Source organism: Caulobacter sp. FV1ye13L, from assembly GCF_058681155.1.
In genome coordinates this window covers 2,620,867-2,646,865 of sequence record NZ_CM178732.1, presented here as the reverse complement: position 1 = coordinate 2,646,865, position 25,999 = coordinate 2,620,867, and the positions used below count along the sequence as shown (strand labels likewise).

The 25,999-nt window shown below is 67.6% G+C and carries 30 protein-coding genes and 1 riboswitch; of the genes, 10 read left to right on the top strand and 20 right to left on the bottom strand.

All coding sequences use genetic code 11. The features are described from left to right. Positions 1-5 precede the first annotated feature (5 nt). Together ilvD and ACW176_RS12745 are read right to left on the bottom strand one after the other, a co-directional pair. Positions 6-1,742, bottom strand: coding sequence for a dihydroxy-acid dehydratase (gene ilvD, locus ACW176_RS12750; RefSeq protein WP_492109393.1), 1,737 nt, complete (start codon positions 1,740-1,742; stop codon positions 6-8). Positions 1,743-1,912: 170 nt separating this feature from the next. Continuing rightward, positions 1,913-2,968, bottom strand: coding sequence for a sensor histidine kinase (locus ACW176_RS12745; RefSeq protein WP_492109392.1), 1,056 nt, complete (start codon positions 2,966-2,968; stop codon positions 1,913-1,915). A 249-nt stretch (positions 2,969-3,217) separates the two neighbouring features. On the opposite strand from ACW176_RS12745, the gene ACW176_RS12740 reads away from it, so the two are divergent. Both ACW176_RS12740 and ACW176_RS12735 read left to right on the top strand, forming a co-directional pair. After that, on the top strand, positions 3,218-3,511 hold the full coding sequence (locus ACW176_RS12740) for an antitoxin of toxin-antitoxin stability system (RefSeq protein ID WP_419317525.1): 294 nt from the start codon (positions 3,218-3,220) through the stop codon (positions 3,509-3,511). Continuing rightward, the gene (locus ACW176_RS12735) at positions 3,508-3,792 is read left to right on the top strand and encodes a type II toxin-antitoxin system RelE/ParE family toxin (protein WP_419317526.1); all 285 of its coding nucleotides are present in this window, start codon (positions 3,508-3,510) and stop codon (positions 3,790-3,792) included. The genes ACW176_RS12740 and ACW176_RS12735 overlap by 4 nt, the downstream gene beginning before the upstream one ends. Before the next feature lie 2 nt (positions 3,793-3,794). On the opposite strand, the gene ACW176_RS12730 is transcribed toward ACW176_RS12735, so the two are convergent. Next, a complete protein-coding gene (locus tag ACW176_RS12730; protein ID WP_492109391.1) occupies positions 3,795-4,730 on the bottom strand; it encodes a Gfo/Idh/MocA family protein in 936 nt (311 codons plus the stop codon). A gap of 118 nt (positions 4,731-4,848) precedes the next feature. On the opposite strand from ACW176_RS12730, the gene ACW176_RS12725 reads away from it, so the two are divergent. Next, the gene (locus tag ACW176_RS12725) at positions 4,849-5,880 is read left to right on the top strand and encodes an NADP-dependent oxidoreductase (RefSeq protein ID WP_492109390.1); all 1,032 of its coding nucleotides are present in this window, start codon (positions 4,849-4,851) and stop codon (positions 5,878-5,880) included. Positions 5,881-6,030: 150 nt separating this feature from the next. Here the strand turns inward: ACW176_RS12725 and ACW176_RS12720 are convergent, their stop codons facing one another. Further along, positions 6,031-6,255 carry a copper-binding protein gene (locus ACW176_RS12720; RefSeq protein WP_492109389.1) on the bottom strand — a complete coding sequence of 75 codons (225 nt, stop codon included), beginning with the start codon at positions 6,253-6,255 and terminating at the stop codon, positions 6,031-6,033. 411 nt (positions 6,256-6,666) lie between these two features. On the opposite strand from ACW176_RS12720, the gene mdoH reads away from it, so the two are divergent. Further along, a complete protein-coding gene (gene mdoH / locus ACW176_RS12715) occupies positions 6,667-8,664 on the top strand; it encodes a glucans biosynthesis glucosyltransferase MdoH (RefSeq protein WP_492109388.1) in 1,998 nt (665 codons plus the stop codon). 93 nt (positions 8,665-8,757) lie between these two features. Next, positions 8,758-9,651, top strand: coding sequence for a cobalamin biosynthesis protein CbiG (locus tag ACW176_RS12710; protein WP_419317531.1), 894 nt, complete (start codon positions 8,758-8,760; stop codon positions 9,649-9,651). Positions 9,652-9,765: 114 nt separating this feature from the next. Here ACW176_RS12710 and ACW176_RS12705 read toward each other — a convergent pair whose 3' ends face one another. Beyond that, positions 9,766-11,133, bottom strand: coding sequence for an MATE family efflux transporter (locus ACW176_RS12705; RefSeq protein ID WP_492109387.1), 1,368 nt, complete (start codon positions 11,131-11,133; stop codon positions 9,766-9,768). Positions 11,134-11,395: 262 nt separating this feature from the next. Between ACW176_RS12705 and ACW176_RS12700 the strand changes: the two genes are divergently transcribed. Next, positions 11,396-12,229 carry a flagellin gene (locus tag ACW176_RS12700; protein WP_492109386.1) on the top strand — a complete coding sequence of 278 codons (834 nt, stop codon included), beginning with the start codon at positions 11,396-11,398 and terminating at the stop codon, positions 12,227-12,229. 7 nt (positions 12,230-12,236) lie between these two features. Here ACW176_RS12700 and ACW176_RS12695 read toward each other — a convergent pair whose 3' ends face one another. After that, the gene (locus ACW176_RS12695) at positions 12,237-12,671 is read right to left on the bottom strand and encodes a hypothetical protein (protein ID WP_492111928.1); all 435 of its coding nucleotides are present in this window, start codon (positions 12,669-12,671) and stop codon (positions 12,237-12,239) included. Between the two features lie 171 nt (positions 12,672-12,842). On the opposite strand from ACW176_RS12695, the gene ACW176_RS12690 reads away from it, so the two are divergent. Then, positions 12,843-13,232 (top strand): VOC family protein, encoded by a 390-nt coding sequence (locus tag ACW176_RS12690; RefSeq protein WP_492109385.1) that lies wholly within the window; start codon positions 12,843-12,845, stop codon positions 13,230-13,232. A gap of 6 nt (positions 13,233-13,238) precedes the next feature. Here ACW176_RS12690 and ACW176_RS12685 read toward each other — a convergent pair whose 3' ends face one another. The 4 genes from ACW176_RS12685 to ACW176_RS12670 form a co-directional block, all read right to left on the bottom strand. Next, positions 13,239-13,808, bottom strand: coding sequence for a DUF2239 family protein (locus tag ACW176_RS12685; RefSeq protein WP_492109384.1), 570 nt, complete (start codon positions 13,806-13,808; stop codon positions 13,239-13,241). Then, entirely contained in the window at positions 13,805-14,143 is a 339-nt protein-coding gene (locus ACW176_RS12680; RefSeq protein WP_492109383.1) for a GIY-YIG nuclease family protein, read from the bottom strand. Before ACW176_RS12680 ends, ACW176_RS12685 begins: the two co-directional genes overlap by 4 nt. A 78-nt stretch (positions 14,144-14,221) precedes the next feature. Next, positions 14,222-14,620 (bottom strand): hypothetical protein, encoded by a 399-nt coding sequence (locus ACW176_RS12675; RefSeq protein ID WP_419317537.1) that lies wholly within the window; start codon positions 14,618-14,620, stop codon positions 14,222-14,224. A gap of 155 nt (positions 14,621-14,775) precedes the next feature. Beyond that, the gene (locus ACW176_RS12670; RefSeq protein WP_492109382.1) at positions 14,776-15,558 is read right to left on the bottom strand and encodes a DUF2461 domain-containing protein; all 783 of its coding nucleotides are present in this window, start codon (positions 15,556-15,558) and stop codon (positions 14,776-14,778) included. Positions 15,559-15,714: 156 nt separating this feature from the next. On the opposite strand from ACW176_RS12670, the gene ACW176_RS12665 reads away from it, so the two are divergent. Further along, positions 15,715-16,068 (top strand): SnoaL-like domain-containing protein, encoded by a 354-nt coding sequence (locus tag ACW176_RS12665; protein WP_492109381.1) that lies wholly within the window; start codon positions 15,715-15,717, stop codon positions 16,066-16,068. A 26-nt stretch (positions 16,069-16,094) separates the two neighbouring features. On the opposite strand, the gene ACW176_RS12660 is transcribed toward ACW176_RS12665, so the two are convergent. The 9 genes from ACW176_RS12660 to ACW176_RS12620 all read right to left on the bottom strand — a co-directional run bounded on the left by ACW176_RS12660 (position 16,095) and on the right by ACW176_RS12620 (position 23,699). After that, positions 16,095-16,259 (bottom strand): hypothetical protein, encoded by a 165-nt coding sequence (locus tag ACW176_RS12660; protein WP_419317540.1) that lies wholly within the window; start codon positions 16,257-16,259, stop codon positions 16,095-16,097. Then, positions 16,256-16,762 carry an ATPase gene (locus ACW176_RS12655; protein WP_492111927.1) on the bottom strand — a complete coding sequence of 169 codons (507 nt, stop codon included), beginning with the start codon at positions 16,760-16,762 and terminating at the stop codon, positions 16,256-16,258. Before ACW176_RS12655 ends, ACW176_RS12660 begins: the two co-directional genes overlap by 4 nt. 66 nt (positions 16,763-16,828) lie before the next feature. Beyond that, the gene (locus ACW176_RS12650; RefSeq protein ID WP_492109380.1) at positions 16,829-17,182 is read right to left on the bottom strand and encodes a DUF1428 domain-containing protein; all 354 of its coding nucleotides are present in this window, start codon (positions 17,180-17,182) and stop codon (positions 16,829-16,831) included. Between the two features lie 94 nt (positions 17,183-17,276). Then, positions 17,277-18,356: an Acg family FMN-binding oxidoreductase gene (locus ACW176_RS12645; protein ID WP_492109379.1), complete on the bottom strand. Its 1,080-nt coding sequence runs from the start codon at positions 18,354-18,356 to the stop codon at positions 17,277-17,279. Positions 18,357-18,438: 82 nt separating this feature from the next. Continuing rightward, on the bottom strand, positions 18,439-20,280 hold the full coding sequence (thiC, locus tag ACW176_RS12640; RefSeq protein WP_492109378.1) for a phosphomethylpyrimidine synthase ThiC: 1,842 nt from the start codon (positions 20,278-20,280) through the stop codon (positions 18,439-18,441). A gap of 73 nt (positions 20,281-20,353) precedes the next feature. Continuing rightward, a riboswitch (TPP riboswitch) is annotated at positions 20,354-20,460 on the bottom strand. Between the two features lie 26 nt (positions 20,461-20,486). Continuing rightward, complete coding sequence (locus tag ACW176_RS12635; protein ID WP_492109377.1) at positions 20,487-21,731, bottom strand: rhomboid family intramembrane serine protease; 1,245 nt, start codon at positions 21,729-21,731, stop codon at positions 20,487-20,489. Positions 21,732-21,806: 75 nt separating this feature from the next. After that, the gene (ypfJ, locus tag ACW176_RS12630) at positions 21,807-22,655 is read right to left on the bottom strand and encodes a KPN_02809 family neutral zinc metallopeptidase (protein ID WP_492109376.1); all 849 of its coding nucleotides are present in this window, start codon (positions 22,653-22,655) and stop codon (positions 21,807-21,809) included. A 29-nt stretch (positions 22,656-22,684) separates the two neighbouring features. Beyond that, complete coding sequence (locus ACW176_RS12625; RefSeq protein ID WP_492109375.1) at positions 22,685-23,077, bottom strand: hypothetical protein; 393 nt, start codon at positions 23,075-23,077, stop codon at positions 22,685-22,687. Positions 23,078-23,138: 61 nt separating this feature from the next. Further along, the gene (locus tag ACW176_RS12620) at positions 23,139-23,699 is read right to left on the bottom strand and encodes a tetratricopeptide repeat protein (RefSeq protein ID WP_419317547.1); all 561 of its coding nucleotides are present in this window, start codon (positions 23,697-23,699) and stop codon (positions 23,139-23,141) included. Positions 23,700-23,892: 193 nt separating this feature from the next. On the opposite strand from ACW176_RS12620, the gene cuyA reads away from it, so the two are divergent. Further along, positions 23,893-24,894, top strand: coding sequence for a D-cysteate sulfo-lyase (cuyA, locus tag ACW176_RS12615; protein ID WP_492109374.1), 1,002 nt, complete (start codon positions 23,893-23,895; stop codon positions 24,892-24,894). Between the two features lie 10 nt (positions 24,895-24,904). Beyond that, positions 24,905-25,585, top strand: coding sequence for a cysteate racemase (cuyB, locus tag ACW176_RS12610; RefSeq protein WP_492109373.1), 681 nt, complete (start codon positions 24,905-24,907; stop codon positions 25,583-25,585). A gap of 3 nt (positions 25,586-25,588) precedes the next feature. On the opposite strand, the gene ACW176_RS12605 is transcribed toward cuyB, so the two are convergent. Further along, positions 25,589-25,768, bottom strand: a complete 180-nt coding sequence (locus ACW176_RS12605; protein ID WP_419317551.1) for a hypothetical protein — start codon at positions 25,766-25,768, stop codon at positions 25,589-25,591. Positions 25,769-25,999: the final 231 nt, after the last annotated feature.

Below are 25,999 nucleotides of genomic sequence, written 5' to 3'. Positions count from 1 at the left end.
GCCCTCTAAAGGTCGGCGTAGATGTGGGTCTCGCCGTCAGCGCCCGGATGGGTGGTCGCGCCCAGATGGGCCGGGCCCACCAGTTGCGCGAACTTCCAGATGGCGCCGCTGTTGTAGTTGGTCTTGCGCGGGGACCAGGCGGCCTTGCGGCGAGCCAGTTCCTCGGGCGCGACTTCCAGATCGATGGTCCCGGCGTCGGCGTCGATAGTGATGATGTCGCCGTCCTGCACCAAGGCGATCGGGCCACCGGCCTGGGCTTCCGGACCAATGTGGCCGATGCACAGGCCGCGCGTGCCGCCCGAGAAGCGGCCGTCGGTGACCAGGGCCACCTTGTCGCCACGCCCCTGCCCCGCCAGCGCCGCCGTGGTCGACAGCATCTCGCGCATGCCCGGGCCGCCCTTGGGGCCTTCATAGCGGATGACCAGGACGTCGCCGTCCTGATAGTCGCCGGCCGCCACGGCGTCGAAACAGGCGTCCTCGCCCTCGAAGCAGCGGGCCGGGCCGCGATGGCTGCGGTGCGAGGTCATGCCCGCCACCTTGACGATGGCGCCATCCGGAGCCAGCGAGCCCCACAGGCCCACCACGCCGCCGGTCGGCGACAGCGGATTGGAGACCGGGCGGATCACCACCTGGTCGTCACGCCATTTCACGTCTTTCAGGTTCTCGGCCATGGTCTTGCCGGTCACCGTCATGCAGTCGCCGTGGATATGGCCGCCTTCCAGCAGGGTCTTGAGCAGCACCGGCATGCCGCCGGCCTCGCCCATGTCCTTGGCCACGAACTGCCCACCCGGCTTCAGGTCGGCCAGATAGGGCGTGCGCAGGAAGATCTCGGCGACGTCGCGCAGGGTGAACGAGATGCCGCACTCGTGCGCCATGGCCGGCAGGTGCAGACCGCCATTGGTCGAGCCACCGGTGGCCGCCACGACGACGGCGGCGTTCTCGAACGCCTTGCGGGTGCAGATGTCGCGCGGACGCAGATTGCTCTCGATCAGCCGCATCACCGCCTCGCCCGAGGCCACGGCGTATTCGTCGCGGCTGAGATAGGGCGCCGGCAGCGAGGCCGACAGCGGCAAGGCCAGGCCGATGGCTTCGGAGACGCAGGCCATGGTGTTGGCGGTGAACTGGCCGCCACACGCGCCGTCCGACGGACAGGCGTGAGTTTCCAGGTCGCACAGGTCTTCCAGCGTCATCTTGCCGGCCGAATGCATGCCGACGCCTTCGAACACGTCGACCACGGTGACGTCCTTGCCTTGCCAGCGGCCGGGCAGGATCGAACCGCCGTACAGGAACACGCTGGGCACGTTCAGGCGCAGCATGGCCATCATCATGCCCGGCAGGCTCTTGTCGCAGCCGGCCACCCCGACCAGGGCGTCATAGCCGTGGCCGCGCATGGTCAGTTCCACCGAGTCGGCGATGCAGTCGCGGCTGACCAGCGAGGAGCGCATGCCCTCATGGCCCATGGCGATGCCGTCGGTGACGGTGATGGTGCAGAACTCGCGCGGCGTGCCGCCGGCCGCCTTGACGCCCTTGGAAACCGCATGCGCCTGGCGCATCAGGGCGGTGTTGCAGGGGGCCGCCTCGTTCCAGCACGAGGCCACGCCCACGAAGGGCTGGGCGATCTCGCGGGTGCCAAGACCCATGGCGTAATAATAGGAGCGGTGCGGCGCCCGCGACGGACCTTCGGTCACGTGCCGGCTCGGCAGTTTGGACTTGTCCCAGCTTCCGTCGGGTTTCCTGGTCATGACGCGCGCCCTTTAGAATGAAGAGCGGTGGGATTAGCCCACGCGGCGGCCCGACGGAAGGGTTTGACGCTCAGTTTTTACCGGACATCAGGGCCTGATCGCGCATTTCATTGCGAGCGGTTCGCGACGAGGCCCGCACCGGCGCATGATCAGACCCCATGCGGCATCGCCTAGACGGCCGCCGGCGCGTCCAGCTGGCTTGCGGCCTTGTGGATGATCGAGACCTTGGTGCCCGGGGCGTTGTCGGTGACCTCGACCACGCTCTTCAGCTGCTTGGCCAGGGCCTGGACGATGCTGGTGCCAAGACCCGCCTTCACCTTGCCCTTCAGGGAATGCATGCCGATGCCGTCGTCGCGCACGCACAAGGTCCAACTGGCGCCTTCGCGCTGATAGCCAACGACAATCTTGCCCTTCTGCCCATCCGGGAAGGCGTGCTTGAGGCAGTTGATCACCAGTTCGGTGACCAGCAGGCCCAGACTGATCGAGATATTGGCCTCGACCACGCTGTCATCGATGTCCACCACCAGGGTCACCTTGTCGTGGTCCTGGATCATCGAGGCGCCCAGACTGTCGCAAAGCTGCTTGAAATAGGGGGCCAGTTCCACGTCGCCGACCCGGGACGTGGCCAGTTGCTGCTGAAGCGCGGCGACCGACATCACCCGGTTGTGGGCGTCGCGAAGATGGCCCCGGCTCTCCTCCGACTGCACGTTGCGGGCGCTTTGCAGGATGACACTGGCGATGATCTGCAGGCTGTTGGCGACGCGATGCTGCACTTCCTGCAAGGCGATGGCCTTGTCGCGCAGAAGTTCGTCCTTGAGCTTTTCCATGCCTCGCGCGGCCGTGACATCGGTCACGGTCAGCAGGATCCGCATCGGGGAGCCCGCGACGCCGTACTCCAGCCTTTGCGCATGGATCACCAGGCGACGCATCCCGCTGCCCTGGCTTTTGAGGTCCATCTCGTAGGCGTCGATGGCGGCGGCGCCCGATGCGGTCGCTCTCAGCAGCGAGCGCAGTTGCGGCACGGCCCACTCGCCCCCGCCAAGCTCCATGACCGAGCGGCCGACCACGGACTCCAGATCCAGCTTGAACGCTCGCAGAAACGACGTGCTGGCGGCGACGACGATCAAGCTTTCATCAAGTAGCAGAGCCGCTGCCTGAGACGATTCAATCAGAGCAAAGGCCAGTTCTGACCCGATCGGAAACGCCAATTGCAGATTATCGGCCATCAAGGGCCTTTCAGGCACGCCAAGAGGCTCGCGAAGCGAAAGCCATATTGGTGGAGAGCGCGCCCTGTCGATCACGACAACATTAAAGCGCACAATACGTATTATACCCTACCTCGGCAGAATTATCGCGGTTTACTTTGGGTCGAAGGCGCTCACCCCTCCGCCGCCTGCAAGCCGGTCTGTAGCCCTCAATTGTTCGAGGTAATGAGATCGTATATACGTTGTAAGAACGCTGCTTGAGAGCTCCGCATGGCCAAGGACGCCGTTTTCACCCTGAAACTCGAGGCCCAACTGCGCGACGCCTTCGTCGCCGAGGCCGAGGCCACGCATCGTCCCGCATCACAGATTGTCCGCGACCTGATGCGCGACTTCGTGGAGCGTCAGCGTGAAGCGCGGCTCCATGACGACTTTCTGCGTCGCAAGGTGGAAATCGCCCGCGCCGAGCGGCTGTCTGGCCTGACCGTCTCCGACGAAGAGATCGAAGCCGAGTTCGCCGCGCGCCGCACTGAGCTGCTGAGAAAGGCGGACGAGGCCGCCGCGTGAAGGTTCGGTGGACGTCGTCGGCGCGGCTCGACCGTCTCGACATCATGGGCCACATCGCCACTGACAGCCCGCGAGCCGCCGCCCGGATGGATGCGCTATTCGCCGAAGCTGCTGAAACTTTGGCGACCTTTCCTCAGAAGGGCCGCTTGGGAAAGATTGCCGGCACGAGAGAGCTAGTCCCTCACGAGAGCTATCGGCTTGTTTATGAAATCGCGGACGATGTTGTTTGGGTCCTCGCCCTTGTGCACGCTGCCCGCCAATGGCCGCCGGAACGCGGCTGAGCTCACCCCTCCGCCGCCTGCTCCACGGCCAGCGCCAGATCCAGGGCCCGGGCGGCCTCTTCGCCGGTCACAACGGGACGCGGGCTCTCGCCGCGCACGGCCGCCAGGAAGCCGGCGACGCTCTGCCCCAGCGGATCCTTGCCGGCCGGGGTCTCGGTGAAGTCCTCGATCAGCGGGAACGGCGTGGTGTTGCGGAAGGTGCGGGCCAGGAAGTCGATCTCGACCTCGCCGGAGGGATAGACGACCTTCATCGTCCGCTCGCGGGCCTCCGCCACGCGCGAGCTGTCGAACACGGCGGTGAAGCCGTTCTCGAACATGGCTTCCACCTTTACCCAGTCGAGGGATTCCGAGCGGGTGATGCCCCCCTCGCCCTCCACGGTCATCGGCTGGGCTTCGCACAGGGCCAGGGCCAGGTCGATGTCGTGGATCATCAGGTCCAGCACCACCGAGACGTCCAGATTGCGGTCCGACGGCGTCCCGCGCCGCACGGCTTCCAGGCGCAGCGGCTGCTCGGGAATGTCCAGCAGGCCCATGGCCTGGAACACCACCCGCTCCTGGTGTCCGCAGGCCAAGGGCACGCCGGCCTTGAGCGCCGCAGCGACCAAGGCGTCGGCGTCCTCGGGCGCCACCGCCAGAGGCTTCTCGCAATAGACCGGCTTGCCCGCCTTCAGCGCCGCCAGCGCCGCCCGGGCGTGGTGGACAGCCGGGGTGGCGACCGTGACCACGTCGACCACGGCCAGGAAGGCGTCCATGTCGTCATAGGCGGTCGCGCCCAGCGGCTCGGCCAGGGCCCGGGCCCGTTCCAGGTCGATGTCGAACACGGCGACCAGTTCGACGCCGGGCAGCTCGACATACTTCTTGGCGTGATAGCCGCCAAAGACGCCGGCGCCGACAACACCGGCTTTAAGGACGGGAGCTTTCAGGATCGGTTGGGTCATGGCCGCTGTCTAAACCGCTTCGCCCTCGCCCGGAAGCACTGGAGCCGCGCGACGCGACGCGCTAAACAAGCGTTTAAATTTGAAACGCACCACCAGAAACGCACAGGGAGAACACCCAATGACCGTCTCGCGCGAAATCCGCCTCAAGAGCCGCCCGGTAGGCGTTCCCGCCAAGTCCGACTTCGAACTGGCCTCGGTCGAGCTGGCCGCGCCGGGCCCCGGCGAGGTGCAGATCAAGAACCTGTGGATGTCGGTCGACCCCTATATGCGCGGCCGCATGTATGATCGCGCCAGCTATGTGCCGCCGTTCGAGCTGGGCAAGGCCCTGCAGGGCGGCGCGATCGGCGAGGTGACGATCTCCAACGATCCCGACTTCGCCGTGGGCGACATCGTCAGCTCGATGTTCGGCTGGCGCGAGGCGTTCAACATCTCGCCCGCAGCGATCAAGGCGGCCGGCGGCGCGATGGGCGCCCTGACCAAGGTCGAGACCCACGGCCTGCCGCCCCAGACCTTCCTGGGCGTGCTGGGCATGACCGGCATGACCGCCTATGCGGGCCTGCTGCGCGTGGCCGCCCTGAAGGACGGCGATGTGGTGTTCGTGTCGGCCGCCGCCGGCGCCGTGGGCTCCATCGTCTGCCAGATCGCCAAGCTGAAGGGCCACACCGTGATCGGCTCGGCCGGCGGCCCGGAAAAGACCGCGTTCCTCAAGTCGATCGGCGTCGATCACGTGATTGACTACAAGGCCACGCCCGACGTGGTCGCCGAACTGGCCAAGGTCGCGCCCAAGGGCATCGACGTCTATTTCGAGAATGTCGGCGGCGTGCATCTGGAAGCCGCGATCAATTCGGCCCGCCCGTTTGCCCGCATGGCCCTTTGCGGGATGATCTCGCAATACAACGAGACCGGAAAGCCGACCGGCCCGTCCAACATCATCCAGGCCGTGGGCAAGAGCCTGCGACTGGAGGGCTTCATCGTCTCCAACCACTACGACCTCTATCCGGCCTTCGCCAAGGACATGGCCGAGTGGATCAAGGCCGGCAAGATCACCTGGAAAGAGACCGTCGAAGAGGGCGTCGAGCACGCGCCTGACGCCTTCATCAAGCTCTTTGCCGGCGAGAACATGGGCAAGATGCTCGTCAAGCTGAGCTAGCTCGCCTGATGCTCCCCCCTCTCGGGGGGAGCAGTCGCGGAGCGACTGAGGGGGCAGCGCCGGCATGGACGGGCTTGGAGCCATCTGGACCAAGCGCCTGCGCTGCCCCCCCTCCGGCCCTTCGGGCCACCTCCCCCAAGAGGGGAGGATCTACCGCCCCTTCAGCTCCGAAAGCTCCAGCACCCCGCCGATCTTGCGGAACTTGAACGCCACCCGTGATCCCGGCGTCAGGGGCGCATTGGCCAGAACATCGCCATGGCCGGTGAAATCATTGCGCCCGGCGGCCAGGCCGGCCGAGCTCGCGCCGTCGTGATCGATCGTGAGACTCAGGCCGTTCACAGCCGAAATCACGCCCGTCGAGTCGTGCTCCGGCAAGGTTTCCGACGCCTGCGCGACCGTTTCGGGCGACTTGGCAGGGGTCGCGCTCAGAGGTCCCGGGCCGCAGGCTGCGACCAGAAGCAGCCCACAAACAGGCAATAAAATCTTTATATTCATAGGCTTGTGCAAATTCCCCATTTTGGCGACCGCCCCTCGCCCACAGCGGATTGCAAGTTTTTTCCCGCACCTGCGAAATAAGCGTGATTTCTGGTAGCGAATTCGTGATCGAAGTTTTACTCTAGAGGTCCCGACGGCTCTCCACGTCGGAAATTGACCGTCATGACCCCGTCACATGCCGCGACGACCGAACCCCTAGCGGACGGTCATCACCGCGCAAAGGGCGAACCTCATGCGGCGATGCGACGGAGAGAGCCCGGCCCTCGCCGGACAGACCGAGACCATGACGTCATGAGCGACCGCTCTTCCCTCTTCGATCTTCGCTCGTCCACGAGCGTGTCCCTCGATCAGGTCGTTCAACGTCGCGACACGGTGGAAATCCCCGCCGAGGCGCCGCTGGCCATGCCAGTGCAGCATCTGTCGATCTGGCAAGGCGGCGCGCGGCGCGCCACCGAGGTGGTCGCCAGCATGGCCGCCCGTCGCTGGATGGTGTTCCTGGCCACCGCCTTCATGGGCGTGGCCGGCTGGAAGGCCACCTTCGACACCATCGCCCTGGGCGGCGTCACCCGTCTGGAATTCATCTGCCTGGTCCTTCTGGCCCCGCTGTTCACGGCCCTGTCGCTGTGGTTCTGCACCGCCGTCGCCGGCTTCGTGATCCTGCTGGGCAAGCCCAAGGATCCGCTGGGCATCGACAGCGCCAAGCCGATGCCCAAGCTGCGCGCCCGCACCGCCATCCTGATGCCCGTGCACAACGAGGACGCCGCCGAGGTGTTCGCCCGCCTGCGCGCCATGGACGCCTCGCTGGCCGAGACCGGCAACAGCCGCGCCTTCGACATCTTCATCCTCAGCGACACCCGCGACGCCGCCGTGGCCCTGGCCGAACAGGCCTGCTTCGCCCGCTTCCGTCGCGAGGCCAATTCGGCCGTGTTCTACCGCGTCCGCCAGGAAAACAAGGGCCGCAAGGCCGGCAACATCGCCGACTGGGTGGCCCGCTGGGGCAGCGCCTATGAGCACATGCTGGTCCTCGACGCCGACAGCCTGATGACCGGCGACGCCATGGTCCGCCTGGCCGACGCCATGGAACGCCACCCCGGCGCCGGTCTGATCCAGACCATGCCGATGCTGATCAACGGCCAGACGATCTTCGCCCGCACCCTGCAGTTCGCCACGCGCCTGTATGGCCGCGTCGCCTGGACGGGTCTGGCCTGGTGGTCGGGCAGCGAGAGCTCGTTCTGGGGCCACAACGCCATCGTCCGCACCCGCGCCTTCGCCGAGACCTGCGGTCTGCCCTCGCTGGACGGCCCCAAGCCCTTCGGCGGCGAAGTGATGAGCCACGACGCCCTGGAAAGCGCCCTGCTGCGCCGCGGCGGCTGGAGCGTCCACCTGGCGCCCTATCTGGAAGGCTCCTACGAAGAGAGCCCCTCCAACCTGCTCGATTTCGCCACCCGCGACCGCCGCTGGTGCCGGGGCAATGTCCAGCACATCCCGCTGGTCGCCCTGCCCGGCCTGCACTGGCTCAGCCGCATGCACCTGGTGATCGGCGTGCTCAGCTATGTCCTGTCGCCGCTGTGGTTCATGGCCCTGTCGGCCGGCGTGATCTCGCGCCTGCTGATGCCCTCGCTGAAGAAGGCGGCCTTCACCATGGCCGACCTGCAGGCGGCCGCCCACGCCCTGATCGACTGGAGCGAGATCCAGGCCACCGCCTGGGCGATGATCATCACCTTCGTGCTGCTGTTCGGCCCCAAGATCCTGGGCTCGATCCTGGTGTTCTCGCGTCCCGCCGAGATCAAGGGCTTCGGCGGTCGTCGCCGGATCATGGCCGGTCTGAGCGTCGAGATGCTGCTGTCGGCCCTCGTCGCGCCGATGCTGATGTTCACCCAGACCCGCGCCCTGGTCGAGATCCTGGCCGGCAAGGTCGGCGGTTGGGCCACCCAGCGCCGCGACGCCGACAAGGTGACCGGCAACGAGGCGTTCCGCGCCATGGGCTGGATCAGCGTCACCGGCCTGGTCCTGGCCACCCTGTTCTGGTTCACGCCCGACCTGCTGACCAGCACCGCGCCGATCCTGGCCGGCCTGATCCTGGCCGTGCCCCTGACCATGCTGGGGGCCCACAAGGTCGCCGGCCTGCGGGTCAAGGCCAATGGCCTGTTCATGACCCCCGAAGAGCGCCGCCCCCCGGCCATCGTCCGCGCGGCCCTGGGTCCGGTCTGCGAGCCTCCCGCCCGCTGGTTCGCCCGCGACGGCCGCATCGCCCCGCCGGTCGAAGCCGCCGAACGCACCGCCGCCTGAGACGCCTAATACGCCCAATGCGCGAACAGCGACTGGCTCTTGAGGACTGGGCGGAGTAGAAGCGCGGCTTCGTTCTTTTCGACGGAGCCTGCCGTGTCGCGTCTGTTCAGCGCCTATGTGATCGTCGACTGGAGCGCGGCCGCCAAGCCGACCACCGGTGCGGACTCCGTCTGGATCGGCGTGCTCAAGCGCGACGTGCGCTTTCGCCTGACCTTCGAGAGCTTCAACCCGGCCACCCGTCAGGAGGCCGAGACCAAGCTGGCGGCCATTCTCGACGACTTCAAGAAGCGCGGCGAGCGGGCCCTGGTGGGCTTTGACTTCCCGCTGGGCTTCCCGAGCGGCTTCGCCAAGGCGCTGAGCCTGCCGGGCGAGCATCCCTGGCGCGCGGTCTGGGATCAGATCGCCAAGATGGTCAAGGACAAGGCCGACAACACCAACAACCGCTTCGGCGTCGGCTCCGAGATCAACCGCCGCCTGACCGGCGGCCCCTTCCCGTTCTGGGGTTGCCCGCCCCGCGACACCCTGACCACGCTGCAGCCCAAGCGCTCGCGCGAGCATGGCGAGGGCGACCTGGCCGAGTTCCGCCATGCCGACAAGGCCGCCAAGGGCGCGCACTCGATCTGGAAGCTCTATTATAACGGCTCGGTCGGCGGTCAGGCGATCGTCGGCATCCCCGCCGCCCGCCGTCTGAAGGACGCGCGCGGCGACGCCGCCCGGGTCTGGCCGTTCGAGACCGGCTTCAAGGCCCTGACCGAGGCTGATCTGGAAGGCGTGCTGGTGGTGATCACCGAGGTCTATCCCTCGCTGCTCAAGGCCGTGCCGGCCGCCGGCGAGGTCAAGGACCTGGCCCAGGTGCGGGCCCAGGCTGAACACTTCGCCAAGCTGGACGAAGCCGGCAAGCTGGCGGCGCTGTTCGCCGGCCCCAAGGCGAGCGACGAGGTGCTAGAAGCGGCCGCGACTGAAGAAGGCTGGATTCTGGGGGCCTAAGATAGATGCGCCCCCTCTGGGGGAGCTGTCGCGGAGCGACTGAGGGGGCCATCTGGGTGACGCTGCGCTAGCCCCCTCCGGCCCTTTGGGCCACCTCCCCCAAGGGGGGAGGATCTAGAGACCCCGATCCCTCACATCCAGCATCCGAAACCGCGCCAGCAGGAACGCCATCGAGACAAAGCTGGTCACGATCACCGACCACACGATGCCGTTCACGCCCATGCCGAGCGGAATGGCCAGCCACCAGGCCAGCGGCCCCATGATCACGCCGTAGCTGATCAGGTGGGTGATGGTCGGAATCCACACCTCGCCGCGCGCCCGCAGCGCCTGGGCCGCCACTACCTGCACGGCGTCTGGCGCCAGGAACAGGCAGGTCAGGGCCAGGGCCGGGGCGATCAGGGCGATGGCCTCCTGGTCGGCCGTATAGGCCGAGGCGACCCATTCGCGCAGCGGGAACAGCAGCAGCGCCGCCACCAGTCCCACCACCGCCGTGAACGCAAAGGCCACCCAGCCGGCGCGGGTCATGCCGGCCGGATCACGCGATCCGAAGGCCCGGCCCACCTGCACCGAGGTGGCCGTCGAAATGCCCAGCGGCAGCATGAAGATCACCGCAGCGACATTGATCACCACCGCCCAGGCCGCGATGGACAACCCGCCGATCCAGCCGGCCACCAGGCTCATGGCGGCAAAGGCGGCCACCTCGAAGAAGTTGGACGCGCCCGCGCCATAGCCGATCCGGCGCTGCTCGATCGAGGCCGGACGATCGGGCGCCGGCTTGTCGAACACGCCCAGCGCCCGCGCATCCTTCAGGCGCAAGACATAGATCGCCAGCATGATCAGCAGGGCCAGCCGCGCCACGAAGGTGGCCCAGGCCCCGCCCACGGCGCCCATGGCCGGCAGGCCCCAGGTGCCTGGCACCAGCAGCAGGTTGATCGCCAGGTTGACGCCATTGGCCACCCACATGGCGATGGTCACCGGCCCGGGTCGCGACAGGCCCTCCAGCCAGAAGCTCAGCACCACCGTCAGGGCGTAGAGCGGCAGGGACAGCGAAAAGACGATCATCGGCGCCGTGGCGCCGTCGGCCAGGGCCTTGGGCAGATGCACGGCGTGCAGCAGGGGCGGCCCCAGCAAGGCCAGGGACACGGCCGAGGCCATGCCGATCCAGAAGCCATAGACCAGGCCCCGGCGCAGCACCGCGCCGGTATCGTGCAGCCGGCCGGCCCCGATCGCCCGCGAGGTCATCACCTGGGTCCCAACCAGCAGGCCGACGGTCATGGTCACAAAGATCGAGGACGGCGCCCAGGCCATGGCGTGGAAGCCCAGCTGTTCGGCGGAAAAGCGCCCGACCACGATGGCGTCGGTCAGGCCCATGACCATGATGCCCAGGCGCGACAGCACCACCGGCCCCGACAGGCGCATCAGCTCGATCAGATCGGATATCAGGGCGCCGCGCGGCGCCGGAGCAGCCGCTGGGCGGGGCATGGGCAGGGCCTTTCGAAGGGGCCGGCAAGGTGGCTCAAGGCGCCCCTTGGGGCAAGGCCGCTTGTGACCGGCCGGGAACATCCCTTCCGCCGGTGGTTTTCGGGTCGCAGCGCTCGGGCCTGGACGGCGGCGGACAAGGCGACCCCCGCCGGATTTTCGGGCCGACGCGAACGGCGCGCTAACGCTGTTGCTGTAATCCTGTCGCCCGAGCGCAAAACGCGTCTTCGGCCCTCGCGGCCGGGCCCCGGAAGAAGCACCGACCATGTCGCTCAACAGCGTCAACACCAATACCGGCGCCATGATCGCCCTGCAGTCGCTGTCGGCGATCAACCGCGAGATGTCGGGCACGCTGCGCCGCATCTCGACCGGTCTGGCCGTCTCCAGCGCCAAGGATGATCCCGCCGTCTGGGCCATCGCCCAGACCCAGCGCGCCGAGTCGCGCTCGCTGGACTCCGTGCGCGATTCCCTGCAGCGCGGCCGCTCGATCACCGACGTGGCCCTGTCGGCCGGCGAGACCGTCGTCGACCTGATGGGCAAGATGAAGGAAAAGATGCTGGCGGCGGCCGACACCAGCCTGTCGACATCCAGCCGCGTCGCTCTCAACAACGACTACCTGACGCTCAAGCGCCAGATCGACCGAACCGTGGGCAATGCCGAGTTCGGCGGCGTGAACCTGATCGCGTCGGGAACGGTCGGCCAGGTCCGCGCCCTGGCCAATGCTGACGGGAGTGACACGGTCGATATCGATCACGTCGACCTGTCGACCACGGGCGCGGCGCTGTCGGGCATGCCCGCCGACCTGCTGGCCGCGCCGATCACCGGCGTCGAGATCAAGGCCATGAGCACGGCGATGGAGACCGTCACCTCCGCCCTCGCCCGCCTGGGCACCGGCTCCTTCGCCCTGGAAAGCCACCAGACCTTCATCGACAAGCTGCAGGACACGCTGGACACCTCGGTCGGCCGCCTGGTCGACGCCGACATGGCCCGGGAGTCGACCAAGCTTCAGGCGCTGCAGATCAAGCAGCAACTGGCCATCAAGTCGCTGGCCATCGCCAATTCCGGAACCTCGTACCTGCTGACCCTGTTCGGTCGCTAGACGGGGTCTAGTGAGGCCAGGTCTCGGCCAGCACCTTGGCCAGGCCATCCTTCAGGCTGACCTCGAGGGCCGGCGTCTTGGGCTGACCGGCGGCGAACAGCTCGTAGATCACCATGCCGTCGGTCTGGGTGCTCTCGATCACCCGCACGGGCTGGGCCTTGCCGGCGGCGGTCCGCACGGCGGCGGGCGCATCGGCCCAGGCGATGTCGCGCTGGGTCTCGACGATCTCCCAGGCGCCGTTCTTTTCCAGCAGGTCGAACTCGATCTCGGCGCCATTGGGCAAAACGCCCTCGACGTCGAAATAGCGGCGATCCTCGCGCTCCTTCAGCTCGGCCTCGGTGACCTTCAGCCCCGGCGCGGCCTTGATCACCACGGCCAGAACGGCGGGCGGCAGGTCGGCCGCCGCGACGGGTGTGATCCTGGTTTCCGGCGCGCCGGCCATCGCGGCCGAGCCAGCGAGGGTCAGGATCAGGGCAAGGGTCGAGGGAAGGATGATGCGGGTCGGCATGACGATCTCCGGCGGGTCGCGACCAGCATAACCGAGGGGCCGAGAGTCAGCGATGCTAAGGCTGGATCGCCGATGCTATGACGGCGCCGCTTCAAGGAGTCGCCCATGGCCCGCCATCTCGCCCTGATCTCCCTGCTCGTCGCCGACTATGACGAGGCCTTGGGCTTCTATGTCGGCAAGCTGGGCTTCGACCTGATCGAGGACACCGACATGGGCGCGGGCAAGCGCTGGGTCGTCGTCTCGCCCGGCCCCGGCGGCTCGCGCTTCGTGCTGGCCAAGGCCGCCGACGACCATCAGGCCGCCCGGATCGGAGACCAGGGCGGCGGCCGGGTCTGGCTGTTCCTGCACACCGACGACTTCGCCGGCGACCACGCCCGGATGAGCGCCGCCGGGATCCGCTTCCTCGAAGCGCCGCGCCATGAAGCCTATGGCAGCGTTGCGGTGTTCGAGGACCTGTACGGCAACCGCTGGGACCTGCTGCAACCCAAGGGCTGAGGCGCTTCAGACCGCCGCCGTGTCCGCCCCGAACGCCTCGGCCGCGAAGCTGCGAAGCTGGGCGGCGATATCGGCCGGCCAGGCCTGTATCCGTTCCTCGAACGCCGCGTCGTCCCCCGCGAACAGGGCGCGCATCGCCGCTTCGAAGCCTTCGCGATCGCCGGCCATCACCGTGGCGAAGCGATAGGCCGCCTCGCGGGAGCGACGGATGCGGTCGGGGCCTTCGCTTTCGCGCCGCGCCGCCTCGACCAGCTTGCGCAGCGCCACCGAAGCGCCGCCCGGCTGGCTGGCCAGCCAGTCCCAGTGACGGGGCAGCAGCGTAACCTCGCGCGGCGTGACGCCCAGCTTGGGCCGGCCCCGACCGCGCGGCGGGGCGACCTCCCCGACAGGCGCGAGCCGCGCGGTCAGGTCCGCGGGCCCGCCGCTGAGGTCGAAATCCACTTGCCGGCCTTGGTCGTCGAAGATCAGCACCCCGGCGTCCGACGGCTCGGCCGCCAGGCGCTGGGCGGCCAGGGCCGCCTCAAGGGACGACCCCGCCGCGACGCGCTCGGCGCCCCTGAAGACCACATGGTTCATCGGTTCAGCCTCCGGGCGCTCAGAGCCTCTATCCAGGCGGCGCGCCGCTCCTTCAGCAGGGAGGACTTGCCCAGCGGGCCGAGGTTTTCGTCATCGATGGCTTCCAGCGCCTCGAAGCTGAACGCCGCCTCGCCATGGGTCGCCCACGCCGCCTGAAGAGACATCTCCCGATGCCCTCCGTGTCGCAGGGAAAACCAGATCCCGTTCTGACGGGTCGCCAGATCGGGTGTGGCGCCGACCCAGGCTTCGCCACTGGCCGCGCAGCGCACGGCATAGATCCCGGCTTCGACCTTGCGGTCACGATAGTCGCGCACCAGCGCCTTGCGTCCGTTCATGGGACCCTCCTGCGGTGCGCTTTTTACCCGGACGGAATATAAAGTCAATATTACCCGGGTATATATATTTGAAAGCGTCTAGGCAGATCCCGGAGCGGCGCGGAACACCACATAGCCCCGCTCGACCATCCGCCGCATGGCCTCATACGCCTCGGCCAGTTCGTCATAGGCCGTGCGCATCTGGGCCAGCTTCTGGATCTGCTCGGGCGAGGGTGCGTGGGATGTCTCGGTCATGGCCACCGCAGCGGCCACCCATTGGGCGCGGGCCTGGGCGGCGGCGACGGCCATGTGCTGGAAGTGGCTGGCGTCGACATGGCCAAGCGCCTGACCGATCAGCGCCTTGTTCGAGGCGAAGGCTGTGTAGTCGATCTGCTCAAGAATTCCGCGCAGGCGGCGCTGGATCTGGGGATCGACATCCTCGGGCTCGAAATGATCGACGCCTCGACGACGAGAACTGGATGTGACGGTCGACGACATGGCGTCCTCCCGCCCGGCCAGAAGATGCGAGAAGAGCCGGGTTCAGAAAACAGCCTGCGCCCGACAACTTAAGAGGTTATTGCCAAACGGCCCGCGCCAGGTTGACGCAGGCGCGGTGGAGCGCCAGCCCGCTCCTGGTCAAGAGTGAGGACGCGCTAAGGCCGCAGCGCCTTCCAGCCAAAGTCGAGCAAGGGCCGCGCGTCGGCGGCGAAGCCGGCGATGATCCCGGGCAGATCCGTCCCGCCGATCTCGGCGCCGGTCAGGTCGCGGCGCACCAGCCAGCGGGTGCGCTTGAGCGCCGCCTCCAGCGGACCGCCGGCCTCGCCCTCGAAGCCCTTGGGCATGCGCTTGGTCGGCTCGCCCGGCTCCAGCGGCAGGCCCCTGGACGCCAGCGCCGTCTCGACCGCCGCCCAGCCCTTGGGATCGGCGACGATGGCGCGCCGGAAGGCGTCGATGTGCGGCCGCTCCGACAGATAGAAGCCCGCCGCCGCGAAAGGGCCGTTGCCGGAATAGCTCGCGTCGCTGTCATCGCCTGACGGGAAGGTGCTGGGATCCATCGGATCGATGGTCTGGGGGTCAAAGGCCGGCTTGCTGCCACCCTGCGGTTCGATGTGCACATACAGCATTCCCGGCGACATCTTCTGGCCGTCGCGGGTCAGGGTGGCCGAGACGTGGGTCTTGTAGGGCTTCTTGTCCTTCGAGAACCGCACATCGCGATGGATGCGGAACACCGTGTTTTTGGGATGCCCTGCCAGCGGCAGACCTCTGGCCTCGAGCGCTTCGTTCAGGGCCAGGATCAGCGCCACCAGCGTGGGCTTGAGGCCCTCGTCAAAGGGCGCACGGTGGGCGGCGAACCACTCGCGGTCGTTGTTGACCGCCAGACCGGTGAGGAAGGCGAGATCGGCGGCGGCGAAACCGGGAAAAGGAGCGTGAGTCATGCGGCGATCCTAGCGTGGATCGTCATCGCGCGTCCCTGCTGCCAGGGACTGTCAGCAACCCGCGCTGAACGGAACATAGTGGGAACAAATGGACTTGTACGCCGCCGGAACCGGGGCGATGGTCGTCGCCTCGAAACCCCTCGAAGGACGCCTCCCATGACCATCCAGGACATCGCCGCCGATCTCGTCGCGCTCTGCAAGGCAGGAGACTTCACCACGCCCGGCGAAAAATACTGGGCCGACGACGTCGTCAGCATCGAAGCCGCCCCGGGCGACATGGCCCGCGTCCAGGGCAAGGCCGCCGTGCGCGGCAAGGGCGAATGGTGGGCCGCCAACCACGAGGTCCACGGCGCCGAGGTGACCGGCCCCTATATCAACGGCGACCAGTTCGCGGTCGGCTTCAGGATGGAGGTCACGCCCAAAGCCAGCGGCCAGCGCATCACCATGGACGAGGTCGGCCTCTACACCGTCAAGGACGGCAAGATCGTCGAGGAGCGGTTCTTCTACTAGCGGACGGGGGCACGGTCAGCGGGCGCTCAACGCTGAGCGACCGCGCTCTTCTTTGAAGGCGCAGTGTCCTTGGTCGCTGGCGTGGGCGCGATGAACTTCCCGGAGCGCTCTTCGCGCGTGCCGTGGGTCGCGACCCACGCGGCGTCGCTCATGGCCTTGGCGATGCTTTCGGGATCTGGCGTCTTGGTCATGACGGGCTCCTCTCCACCAAGATAGCGGCTCCATCGCGACTTTCCCAGACTTCCCACCGATCGACCAATGGCTTGTAGATTTCGAGGTTCGCGCGGCTGCGCTCGAAGCGGCGACGAAGATCGGCTTCCGGGACAGGGTGCCCACCCATGTCGACCCGATGAGCGACGCGCGATATCGACGCCTGCACATTGGGCAGACCGACATAGATCAGCGTGATGCTGTAACCGGCCGCCCGCCACTGCGGCAGGCGCCGCGCATAGAGGCGGCTGGACAGGGTTGTTTCCAGGACGATGTCCGCGCCATTGGCGACATGGGCGTCTAGCTGGGCGAGCATCAGACGTCCGGCGCGCATGTCACGCTCGGCCGCCGACAGCGCCGGTTCGGTCAGCCGCCGAGCGATCTCGTCGGCATTTGCAAATACGTAGTTGGGCGCGCTGTCATTGATCCAGCGCGTCGCGAAGGTGGTCTTTCCCGCTCCGTTAGGGCCGGCGATGATCAGCATATTCAGCACTGCGCGCTCCTGAAAGCTGCGCGAGCACTATCGCATAGCGATATTTTCTTGAAACCCCTACAACTCCAGGAACGCCTCGAAGCCGCCGAAGATCATGCGCTTGCCGTCGAAGGGCATGGTCTCCATGCCGGATTTCATGCGCTCGTCAGCCATGACCTTGGCGTTGACGGCGTCGCGGTGGGCGCGGTCCGTATAGGTGATCCACGAGAAGACGACGATCTCGTCGTCCGTGGCGTGAACGGCGCGCGGGAACGAGGTCAGCTGGCCATAGGGCACGTCGTCGCCGAGGCATTCGACATAGGACAGGGCGCCATGCTCCATCCAGACCGTGCCGCCCAGGCGGGCCATGTCCTTGTAGGCGTCGAGCTTGTCCTTGGGGATGGCGAGTATGAAGCCATCGACATAGGCCATGGGGATCCTCCTCATCGTTGTTGACGACACTCAGGACGCGCGGGGGGAGATGGTCCGGCAAACGGTCGCGGGAAGTCTCGAGAGGTCGTGACGCTCAGGCCGCAAGTACTGCGGAAACCGGCCGCCGCAAGGACCTGGGCATGTCGGGGCCCTCGCCAAAGCGAACGACGAGGTCAGGTCGGTGATCGGGGGCGCCGAGCCAGGCGGCCAGGCGACCTCGCGCCGCGCTGTCCTCGACCGGCTGGTTCAGGAACGCCAGCTTCAGGCCCCGAGCCGTCGCGGTCAGGGCGAAGCGCGTAAAGGCGCGACCGACGGCGACCCAGCCGGCGGGATCGTTGGAAGGACCGCTGAAGACCGCCGCGCCGGCGGTTTGCGCCATCTGACGAACGATCTTGTCGGCCGAGGCCTTGGCCGTGAACAGCGTGTCGAACAGGCGCGAACCCATCCATCGAGGACTGCTCGGATTGCCCGAAGCGCCGGTGAACAACCCGTCGCGCCGCGCCAGGGCCTCGGCGGCGTCGAAGCGGATCCAGGACGCCAGTTCACGTCGGAAGGCCGGACTGTTCAGTTGCACGCCGTCACCGTCCAGGATCAGGGCTGTCAGCTCGTCCAGGGGCCGGCGATCGGTGATCAGGCTGATGGCGACCTCGGGTCCGGCGCTGGCCGCCAAGGCCCGCAGGGTCTCGCCCGGAAGGGAACGCGGGTCATAGTCGCCGCGCGTCGAAGCCCGGCGCGGTATGGCCGCAAACAGCGGCCCCGCAGCGGCCCGTTGCGGCGTCAGGCTGACGGCCACGCCCTGGGAGGGCCCCAGAAAGCGGGCCTCTCCCGCCCAGCCATAGCCGGCGGCGGCCTGCAAAAGCGTCTCGGCGGCGCAGCCCAGGCTGACGAACAGGTGGTGATCATCCGGATCGACCACCGGCGTGCGGCGCGACAGGTCCGGCTGGATGAGCAGGTCGCGCCCCCGCGCCGCGAAGCGCCAGGGTTGGGTGTTGTGGCCGCTGGCCGCCAGGGTGGCGGCATGGACCAGCGCCTGGACAGGCAGCCCCGCCACCGCCGAAGCCGGCGGCAGGACCCAGGTGGCGGCCACGGCCTGGGCGTAGGCGTCGCCGCCCTCCCCGCAACTGGCGACGCCAATCAGGGGAAGCGCGGACAGCAGGGCGCGTCGGGTGGTCATCAGAGGGCTCCTTGAGAGGTCCAATGATAACGTCAACGCTTCAGCCCGGCCTTGAGGCGCCTCAAGGCCGGGCTAGCCGCAACTATTCTGTTTTCAGATAGATCTCCGAGCCCTGCTCGCGGAACTTCTCGCTCATCTCGGCCATGCCCAGGGCTGCGGCTTCGTTCGGGGCCTGAGCGGCGGCGAATTCCCGCACCTCGTGGCTGATCTTCATCGAGCAGAACTTGGGGCCGCACATCGAGCAGAAGTGCGCGGTCTTGTGCGCCTCCTTGGGCAGGGTCTCGTCGTGGAACTTGCGGGCGGTTTCCGGATCGAGGGCCAGGTTGAACTGGTCTTCCCAGCGGAACTCGAACCGCGCCCGGCTGATGGCGTCGTCCCACATGGCTGCGCCCGGGTGACCCTTGGCCAGGTCGGCGGCGTGGGCGGCCAGCTTGTAGGTGATGACGCCGGTCTTGACGTCGTCGCGGTCGGGCAGGCCCAGATGCTCCTTGGGCGTGACGTAGCAGAGCATGGCGGTGCCGAACCAGCCGATCATCGCCGCGCCGATGGCGCTGGTGATGTGGTCGTAGCCAGGCGCGATGTCCGTGGTCAACGGGCCCAAGGTGTAGAAGGGGGCCTCGTGGCAGTGCTTGAGCTGCTCATCCATGTTGGCCTTGATCTTGTGCATGGCCACATGGCCCGGCCCTTCGATCATCACCTGCACGCCCTTTTTCCAGGCCACCTTGGTCAGTTCGCCCAGGGTGCGCAGTTCCGAGAACTGGGCCTCGTCATTGGCGTCGGCGGTCGAGCCGGGACGCAAACCATCGCCCAGCGAGAACGACACGTCATACTCGCGCATGATGTCGCAGATCTCGTCGAAGCGCTCGTAGAGGAAGTTCTCCTTGTGGTGCGCCAGGCACCACTTGGCCATGATCGAGCCGCCGCGCGAGACGATGCCGGTGACCCGCTTGGCCGTCATCGGAATGAACGGCAGGCGCACGCCGGCATGGATGGTGAAATAGTCCACGCCCTGCTCGGCCTGCTCGATCAGGGTGTCGCGGAACACTTCCCAGTTCAGGTCCTCGGCCACGCCGTTGACCTTCTCCAGCGCTTGGTAGATCGGCACGGTGCCGATCGGCACGCTGCTGTTGCGGATGATCCAGTCGCGGATGTTGTGGATGTTACGGCCGGTCGACAGGTCCATGACCGTGTCGGCGCCCCAGCGGGTGGCCCAGACCAGCTTGTCGACCTCGTCGGCGACGGTGGAGAGCACCGCCGAATTGCCGATGTTGGCGTTGATCTTGACCAGGAAGTTGCGGCCGATGGCCATCGGCTCCAGCTCGCCGTGGTTGATATTGGCCGGGATGATGGCGCGGCCGCGGGCCACTTCCTGGCGCACGAACTCGGGCGTCACGAAGTCGGGAATGCTGGCGCCGAAGTCGTCGCCGTCGCGCACGCAGGGGCGGTCCTGCTCGCGGCGCAGGTTCTCGCGAATGGCCACATATTCCATCTCGGCGGTGATCTTGCCGGCGTTGGCGTATTCGTACTGGGTGATCAGGTGGCCCGGCTTGCCGCGATAGATGGTGCGGCCGATGGCGGGGAACTGCGGGGCCAGATGCTTGCCCTGGGCAAAGCCGTTGTCCTCGGGCTTCACTTCGCGAGGCTGCGCCACCACGTCCACATCGCCGCGCGCCACGACGAAGGGCTCGCGCGTGCGCTCCAGACCCTTTTCGATGTCGATGGTCACAGTCGTGTCGGTATAGGGGCCGGACGGGTCATAGACCGTCACCGGCGGCTCGTTGGCCGACGGGTGGACGGCCACCTCGCGGAACGGCACGCGGATGTCGGGGAACAGTTCGCCGGCCTGATAGACCTTGCGCGAACCGGGAATGGAGCCGGTCGAGATGGTCTCGGCGACGGACTTGATGGTGGTCTGGACGTTCATTCTTCGGGCGCTCCTCAAGCGATAAGGAGACCCGGACGTGCGTGCTAAGTCGGTTCTAACGGACGGACTGTAAGCCCCGACCGCGTTCCCTCCCTTCGCCGGCATGACCCGGATCAGGTTCGACGGGTCAGGGCGAAAAGCCCAATCTCAGCCGCACAAGCGACCCCCCGGTGAACAGGGGGACACTAGGCGTGTTGACGTTTGGGTCAAGGGCGCGTGAGCTCGGGACAGAACCCGGCCTGGACCATGGCTTCGCGCTGGCCCTTGCTCTGCGGGCGCAACGGAAGGTGGCACAAGGGTTTGGCCTCGACGGCAGCGGCGCTGATGCGCCCCTGCTCGACCAGGGCGCTGACCAGGAAATAGCGCAGCATTTCCTCGACGGAGTCGGGCATGTCGCGCGCCAGGATCTCGGTTTCACTCAGCCCTTGGCGCAGTTCGCGCTCGGCGTTCAAGGGATTGCGCGCTTCCAGATAGTTCCGGCCGGTGATCAGTCGCACGCGCGGATCGTGCGGATAGCGGGTTACCAGATCGCGGGCCTGCGCCTCGCTTCCCCAGCCCTTGCGCGGCAGCAGATGGTCCGGGGCCAATACGCGTCCGCGAGCGATGTAGGACTCGTGGCGGGTGGTAACCAGCGCGAAGGCGGCGATCGCGGCGGCCAGACCCAGCCATCCGATTCCGGCCGCGACGGCGCCGAGACGCGGCTGATCCTCCTCTTCTGGCCAGGCCACCAGCAGGATGAAGCCCATCAGCCCGCCCGCCGCCGCGCCGCCCATGTGAGCGTTGTAGTCGATGGCCGAACCCGAGGCCGCGCCGAACGGGATCAGGGACGGGATCAGCAAACGGAACGCCACCCAGCGCAGCCGCTTGGCGTGGTCCCGCGCCGCGAAGTGCAGGCTGGAGGCCAGCACCATGGCCAGCAGACCCATGATCGCGCCGGACGCACCTACGGTGACGACGTCGGGCGGATTCAGCAGCACCGACGCCGCCGCGCCGCCCAAGGCCGAGACCACGAAGGTCGCCGCTAGCCAGGCGCGTCCGATCAGCCTCTCAAGGGTCACGGCCGCAAGGACCATGACCACCGAATTGCCGATGATGTGGGCAAGATCGCCGTGCAGCAGAGGGGCGGTAAAGATCCGCCACCACTCGCCCTGCTCCAGCAAGTCACGGCTTAACCCTCCGGTCGCGACCAGCGTCGAGAAACTGAACGACAGGCCCGGCCCGGACGGCAGACCACCGCTCTGCTCAAAGACGAAGACCATCGCCAGCAGGGTCAGCAGGGCGATGGTAAGATACGGAGCCTTGTCGGGCGCGGCCGGCTCGACGGTGACATCCGCCTCGGCCGCAACGACGGGCGGCTCCCAGCGCGGCCGCACCTTTACAGGCGGGGTCGGCGCGAGGCGCAGCGGCGCCGGCGGAGCGGCGCGCCGGCCAAAGACAGGCGATTGGGTCATCAGAAGCCCGACACTCAGAGTTCAATCTGAGGTGTAGGGACACACGCCTTACGGACCATGAACGCCTCCGACTTTTTAGAGCCGCGACGCCCCAAACGTATCGCATACCGCCGGATCGCCGCGCTCATAGCCGCGCGTGAACCACCGCACGCGCTGGGCGCTGGTGCCGTGGGTGAAGCTGTCGGGCACCACCTGGCCCTGACCACGCGACTGGATGGTGTCGTCCCCGACCGCCGCCGCCGCACCCAGGCCGTCCTCGATGTCGGCGCTGTTGATGACAATCTGGCCGTTCGAGGTCTCGCCGGCGTGGGCGGCCCAGACCCCGGCATAGCAGTCGGCCTGCAGTTCAAGCCGCACCGAGCCGCTTTCGGCGCCGCGCGCGCCCATCCGCCGGGCGGCGTCGGAGGCGCCCAGCAGGGTCTGCACATGGTGGCCGACCTCGTGGCTGATCACATAGGCGCGGGCGAACTCGCCCCTGGCCCCGAACTTGGTCTCGAGCTCATTCCAGAAGGTCAGGTCCAGATAGACCTTGCGATCGGCCGGGCAATAGAACGGCCCCATGGCTGACTGGCCGGTTCCGCAGCCGGTGGGCGTGGCGTTATCGTACAGCACCACCGCCTCCGGCGGCGTATAGCGCGCGCCCTGCCGGGCGAAGATCGGCCCCCAGACGTCGGTGTTCGAGGTCTCGATGGCGTCGACGAACTGGCCGTTCTCATCCTTGACCGGACCTTCAGCGACCTGCTGCTGGGTCTGGTCCTGCAGCTGCTGGGTGGCCTGCAGGGTGGTCTGCGGATCGATGCCGAACACGAAATAGCCGATGGCCGCCAGGACCAACGCCCCCACGCCGCCGCCGGCGATGCCGACCCCGCCCATGCCTCGCCGGTCCTCGATATTGCCCGAGCGGCGCGCGCCTCTCCATTCCATGCCGTATCCCTGTGTTCAGCGTGTTTTGATCAGCGGTCGCTGGCCGGACGCACGGCCAGGACACGCGCATTGCTGCGCGCCAGCGCATCCTGGGTCAGACGCTCAAGGCGATCCATCTGACCCTGAAAGGACTCCGGCCCACTGGCGGGCGGCGGCGCGGGCGGCGGAAGGATCAGGCCGTTGGAACCCAGCGGCGCTGTCCGCGCGGCGTCCAGCTCGCGCAGCACCAGGGCGGTTTGCAACTGGTCCTGACGGGCGGTGATCTCGCGCTGGGCGGCCAGCGCATCCTGACGCGCGATCTCGGCGCCGTGCTGGGCGGCGTTCAGGGCGCGCAGCTCAGGCAGAGTGTCCTGGGCCGACGCGCCGCCGGCGGCGGCGAGAGCCGCCAGGCCGGCCCCGGCGATCCATCTGATCCTGCCCATCGGCGCTCCTTGTCTCAAGGCGGGTGTCTCACTCAGATCCGGCCCGGAGCGCCCGCGACGCTCAGGGTCGTTTGACAGTGAAACGCGTCAGTTCCCGTTTCGGGGCCTCCCATTCGGGATCCAGTTCGGCCGCGCGGGAATAGTCCTGATAGGCCGATTTCAGATCGCCCAGGCCTTCATTGGCCAGGGCGCGGTTGAACCAGGCCTTTTCGGGATCCTTGACGCCGAGCGACAGGCCCTTGTCGATCTGGCCCAGAGCGTCGCTGTAGCGCTCTTCGCCGACATAGGCGGCCCCGCGATTGACCCAGGCTTCACCCAGGTCTGGATCGATCTTCGAGGCGGCGTCGAAATCGGCGCGCGCGGTCGGAAAATCGCGCTGGCGCATCTGCAGCACGCCACGGTTCACAAAGGTGCGAGCCCGGTCCCGGAAGCTCAGGGTCTCGGTTTCCAGTGCGACGGTGCAGGTCAGCACCGACCTCTGGTCAGAGCGGCCGTCGATGGCGGCGATCGAACAGTCCTTGGCGGCGCCGCCGCCCAGCACCAGGGTCGAGGCCAGCGCCCCGCCGCTTGCGAAAAAGGTCGCGGTCAACACACCCGCAACCAGAAGGTTTCTTGGCGTCATGTCTTCCTCCCTGAGATCACGGTCCTTGTGACGGCGCCCGGCGGAAATGACCTCTCGGTCCGCCGGGGCGCGCCAGGCCGCGCTTCACGATGGGATCAGCATGCTCCGGCCGGGCTCCATCGTCGATATGGATAATACGCCCCTCTGCCGCCGCGTGCTAACAGAACCGCGAGTCATTTCAGGGACCGTTTCGATGCATCTCGCCCGCTTCCCCCGCGCCCGCTTCGCCCACCTGCCCACGCCGCTGGAGCCCCTGCCCCGCCTGGGCGCTGCGCTCGGCATCGACCTGTGGGTCAAGCGCGACGACTGCACCGGCCTGGCCGGCGGCGGCAACAAGACCCGCAAGCTGGAGTTCCTGCTCGGCGAGGCCCTGGCCCAGGGCGCCGACACCCTGGTGACCCAGGGCGCCGTCCAGTCCAACCATGTGCGCCAGACCATCGCTGCCGGCGCGCGCCTCGGCCTGGCCTGCGAAATCATCCTGGAAGAGCGCACGGGCTCGAAGGCCCATGACTATGTCGGCAACGGCAATGTGCTGCTGGACCGGCTGATGGGCGCCGCGATCCGCTTCGTTCCGGGCGGGACCGACATGGTCGCCGAGCTGGAAGCCTCGGCCAACGCCGTCCGCCAGCGCGGCGGCAAGCCCTATGTGATCCCCGGCGGCGGCTCCAACACGGTCGGCGCCCTGGGCTATGTCGACTGCGCTCGCGAGCTGATCGTCCAGGCTGACGAACGCGACCTGAAGATCGACCGCCTGGTCACCGCCACCGGCAGCGCCGGCACCCATGCGGGCCTGGTGGCGGGCTTCGCCGCCCTGTCGGTCGATGTGCCGATCCTGGGCTTTGGCGTCCGCGCGCCCAAGGCCAAGCAGGAAGAGAACGTCTTCAACCTGGCCGTCGCCACCGCCGAGACCATCGGCGCGGCGGGGCGGGTGACCCGCGAGATGGTGGTCGCCGACTGCGACTATGTCGGCGAGGGCTACGGCCTGATCGACCAGGGTGTGATCGACGCCCTGACCCTGGCGGCCCGCACCGAGGGCCTGCTGCTGGACCCGGTCTATTCGGGCAAGGCGATGAAGGGTCTGATCGACCAGGCCCGCAAGGGCGCGTTCAAGGGCGAGCGCGTTGTGTTCCTGCACACCGGCGGCGCCCAGGGCCTGTTCGGCTACCATACCCAACTGGAAGCGGCGCTTCTCTAGGAGCCTGACCATGACCAAGACCAAGACCCTCGGCGTTCTGGGCGGCATGGGCCCGGCCGCCACCCTGGACTTCCTGGCCAAGCTGCAGGCCGCCACCCCTGTCCAGCGCGAGCAGGACCATCTGCGGGTGCTGGTGGACATCAATCCCAAGGTCCCGGACCGCAACACCAGCCAGGACGATCCCGGCCCGGTGCTGGCGGCCATGGCGGCGGGCCTGAGAGACGGCGGCGCCCACGTGCTGGCCATCGCCTGCAACACCGCCCACGCCTTCGCCGATGAGGTCCGCGCCTGCGGCCTGCCGCTGGTCAACATGCTGGAGGTCGCCGGCCAGGCGGCCCGAGCGGCCGGCGCCGCGCGCGTGGGGGTGCTGGGCACCGGGCTGGCGCTTGGCCTCTACCGCGACACGCTTTCGCATCAGGGCCTGGAAGTCATCACCCTGGACGACCACGAACAGGTCGAGTTCATGGCCCGGCTCTACCGGATCAAGCTGGGCGACCTGGGGGCGGACTCCCGCGAGACAACGGCCGCCCTGGCCCACCGCCTGATCGGCAAGGGCGCCCAGGCCATCATCGCCGGCTGCACCGAGGTTCCGCTGGTGCTGGGCGCGGCGGATCTGACCGTGCCGTTCATCGACGCCACCGAGGCCCTGGCCCGCGCCTGCGTCGCGGCGTGCGCGGAGACGAACGCCTAGAGCCTAAACGCGCGCGCCGCCGAACTTCTCGTCGCTGGCTTCGATCATGCCGACCAGAGCTGCGGCGCCGCGCGAGGCCTGGGCCATGCGGCGCAGGGCGGCGCGAGCATGGGCATTGTCGGCGATCTCCGCCTGACGTTCCAGCCGCTCGGCTTCATGCAGATGTTCTGTGCGTGTTGGCATGCGACAAATGTTTACAGAATGTAAATTTTCTCGCCATGCGACCGCTGGACGCACGCCGCTCGTCAGGGCTTCAAAGCGCCATTGAAAACGCCCGCGCGCAAGACGGCGCCCTGTCGCACCACCCGACTGCGCTGAACGCTGTCGCGCGGAAAGCCTCTAGCCAAGCCGTGACACCGGTGTCACAACAAGGACAAGAATTCGCCGCCTCAAGGTGGTGGGATCGGCTTGTCT

What these genes read in the sequence shown, in the direction of transcription:
- ilvD (WP_492109393.1), bottom strand. Translation starts at nt 1,742, where the DNA reads ATGACCAGGAAACCCGACGGAAGCTGGGACAAGTCCAAACTGCCGAGC.
- ACW176_RS12745 (WP_492109392.1), bottom strand. Translation starts at nt 2,968, where the DNA reads ATGGCCGATAATCTGCAATTGGCGTTTCCGATCGGGTCAGAACTGGCC.
- ACW176_RS12740 (WP_419317525.1), top strand. Translation starts at nt 3,218, where the DNA reads ATGGCCAAGGACGCCGTTTTCACCCTGAAACTCGAGGCCCAACTGCGC.
- ACW176_RS12730 (WP_492109391.1), bottom strand. Translation starts at nt 4,730, where the DNA reads ATGACCCAACCGATCCTGAAAGCTCCCGTCCTTAAAGCCGGTGTTGTC.
- ACW176_RS12725 (WP_492109390.1), top strand. Translation starts at nt 4,849, where the DNA reads ATGACCGTCTCGCGCGAAATCCGCCTCAAGAGCCGCCCGGTAGGCGTT.
- mdoH (WP_492109388.1), top strand. Translation starts at nt 6,667, where the DNA reads ATGAGCGACCGCTCTTCCCTCTTCGATCTTCGCTCGTCCACGAGCGTG.
- ACW176_RS12705 (WP_492109387.1), bottom strand. Translation starts at nt 11,133, where the DNA reads ATGCCCCGCCCAGCGGCTGCTCCGGCGCCGCGCGGCGCCCTGATATCC.
- ACW176_RS12700 (WP_492109386.1), top strand. Translation starts at nt 11,396, where the DNA reads ATGTCGCTCAACAGCGTCAACACCAATACCGGCGCCATGATCGCCCTG.
- ACW176_RS12695 (WP_492111928.1), bottom strand. Translation starts at nt 12,671, where the DNA reads ATGGCCGGCGCGCCGGAAACCAGGATCACACCCGTCGCGGCGGCCGAC.
- ACW176_RS12690 (WP_492109385.1), top strand. Translation starts at nt 12,843, where the DNA reads ATGGCCCGCCATCTCGCCCTGATCTCCCTGCTCGTCGCCGACTATGAC.
- ACW176_RS12685 (WP_492109384.1), bottom strand. Translation starts at nt 13,808, where the DNA reads ATGAACCATGTGGTCTTCAGGGGCGCCGAGCGCGTCGCGGCGGGGTCG.
- ACW176_RS12680 (WP_492109383.1), bottom strand. Translation starts at nt 14,143, where the DNA reads ATGAACGGACGCAAGGCGCTGGTGCGCGACTATCGTGACCGCAAGGTC.
- ACW176_RS12675 (WP_419317537.1), bottom strand. Translation starts at nt 14,620, where the DNA reads ATGTCGTCGACCGTCACATCCAGTTCTCGTCGTCGAGGCGTCGATCAT.
- ACW176_RS12670 (WP_492109382.1), bottom strand. Translation starts at nt 15,558, where the DNA reads ATGACTCACGCTCCTTTTCCCGGTTTCGCCGCCGCCGATCTCGCCTTC.
- ACW176_RS12665 (WP_492109381.1), top strand. Translation starts at nt 15,715, where the DNA reads ATGACCATCCAGGACATCGCCGCCGATCTCGTCGCGCTCTGCAAGGCA.
- ACW176_RS12660 (WP_419317540.1), bottom strand. Translation starts at nt 16,259, where the DNA reads ATGACCAAGACGCCAGATCCCGAAAGCATCGCCAAGGCCATGAGCGAC.
- ACW176_RS12655 (WP_492111927.1), bottom strand. Translation starts at nt 16,762, where the DNA reads ATGCTGATCATCGCCGGCCCTAACGGAGCGGGAAAGACCACCTTCGCG.
- ACW176_RS12650 (WP_492109380.1), bottom strand. Translation starts at nt 17,182, where the DNA reads ATGGCCTATGTCGATGGCTTCATACTCGCCATCCCCAAGGACAAGCTC.
- ACW176_RS12645 (WP_492109379.1), bottom strand. Translation starts at nt 18,356, where the DNA reads ATGACCACCCGACGCGCCCTGCTGTCCGCGCTTCCCCTGATTGGCGTC.
- thiC (WP_492109378.1), bottom strand. Translation starts at nt 20,280, where the DNA reads ATGAACGTCCAGACCACCATCAAGTCCGTCGCCGAGACCATCTCGACC.
- ACW176_RS12635 (WP_492109377.1), bottom strand. Translation starts at nt 21,731, where the DNA reads ATGACCCAATCGCCTGTCTTTGGCCGGCGCGCCGCTCCGCCGGCGCCG.
- ypfJ (WP_492109376.1), bottom strand. Translation starts at nt 22,655, where the DNA reads ATGGAATGGAGAGGCGCGCGCCGCTCGGGCAATATCGAGGACCGGCGA.
- ACW176_RS12625 (WP_492109375.1), bottom strand. Translation starts at nt 23,077, where the DNA reads ATGGGCAGGATCAGATGGATCGCCGGGGCCGGCCTGGCGGCTCTCGCC.
- ACW176_RS12620 (WP_419317547.1), bottom strand. Translation starts at nt 23,699, where the DNA reads ATGACGCCAAGAAACCTTCTGGTTGCGGGTGTGTTGACCGCGACCTTT.
- cuyA (WP_492109374.1), top strand. Translation starts at nt 23,893, where the DNA reads ATGCATCTCGCCCGCTTCCCCCGCGCCCGCTTCGCCCACCTGCCCACG.
- cuyB (WP_492109373.1), top strand. Translation starts at nt 24,905, where the DNA reads ATGACCAAGACCAAGACCCTCGGCGTTCTGGGCGGCATGGGCCCGGCC.
- ACW176_RS12605 (WP_419317551.1), bottom strand. Translation starts at nt 25,768, where the DNA reads ATGCCAACACGCACAGAACATCTGCATGAAGCCGAGCGGCTGGAACGT.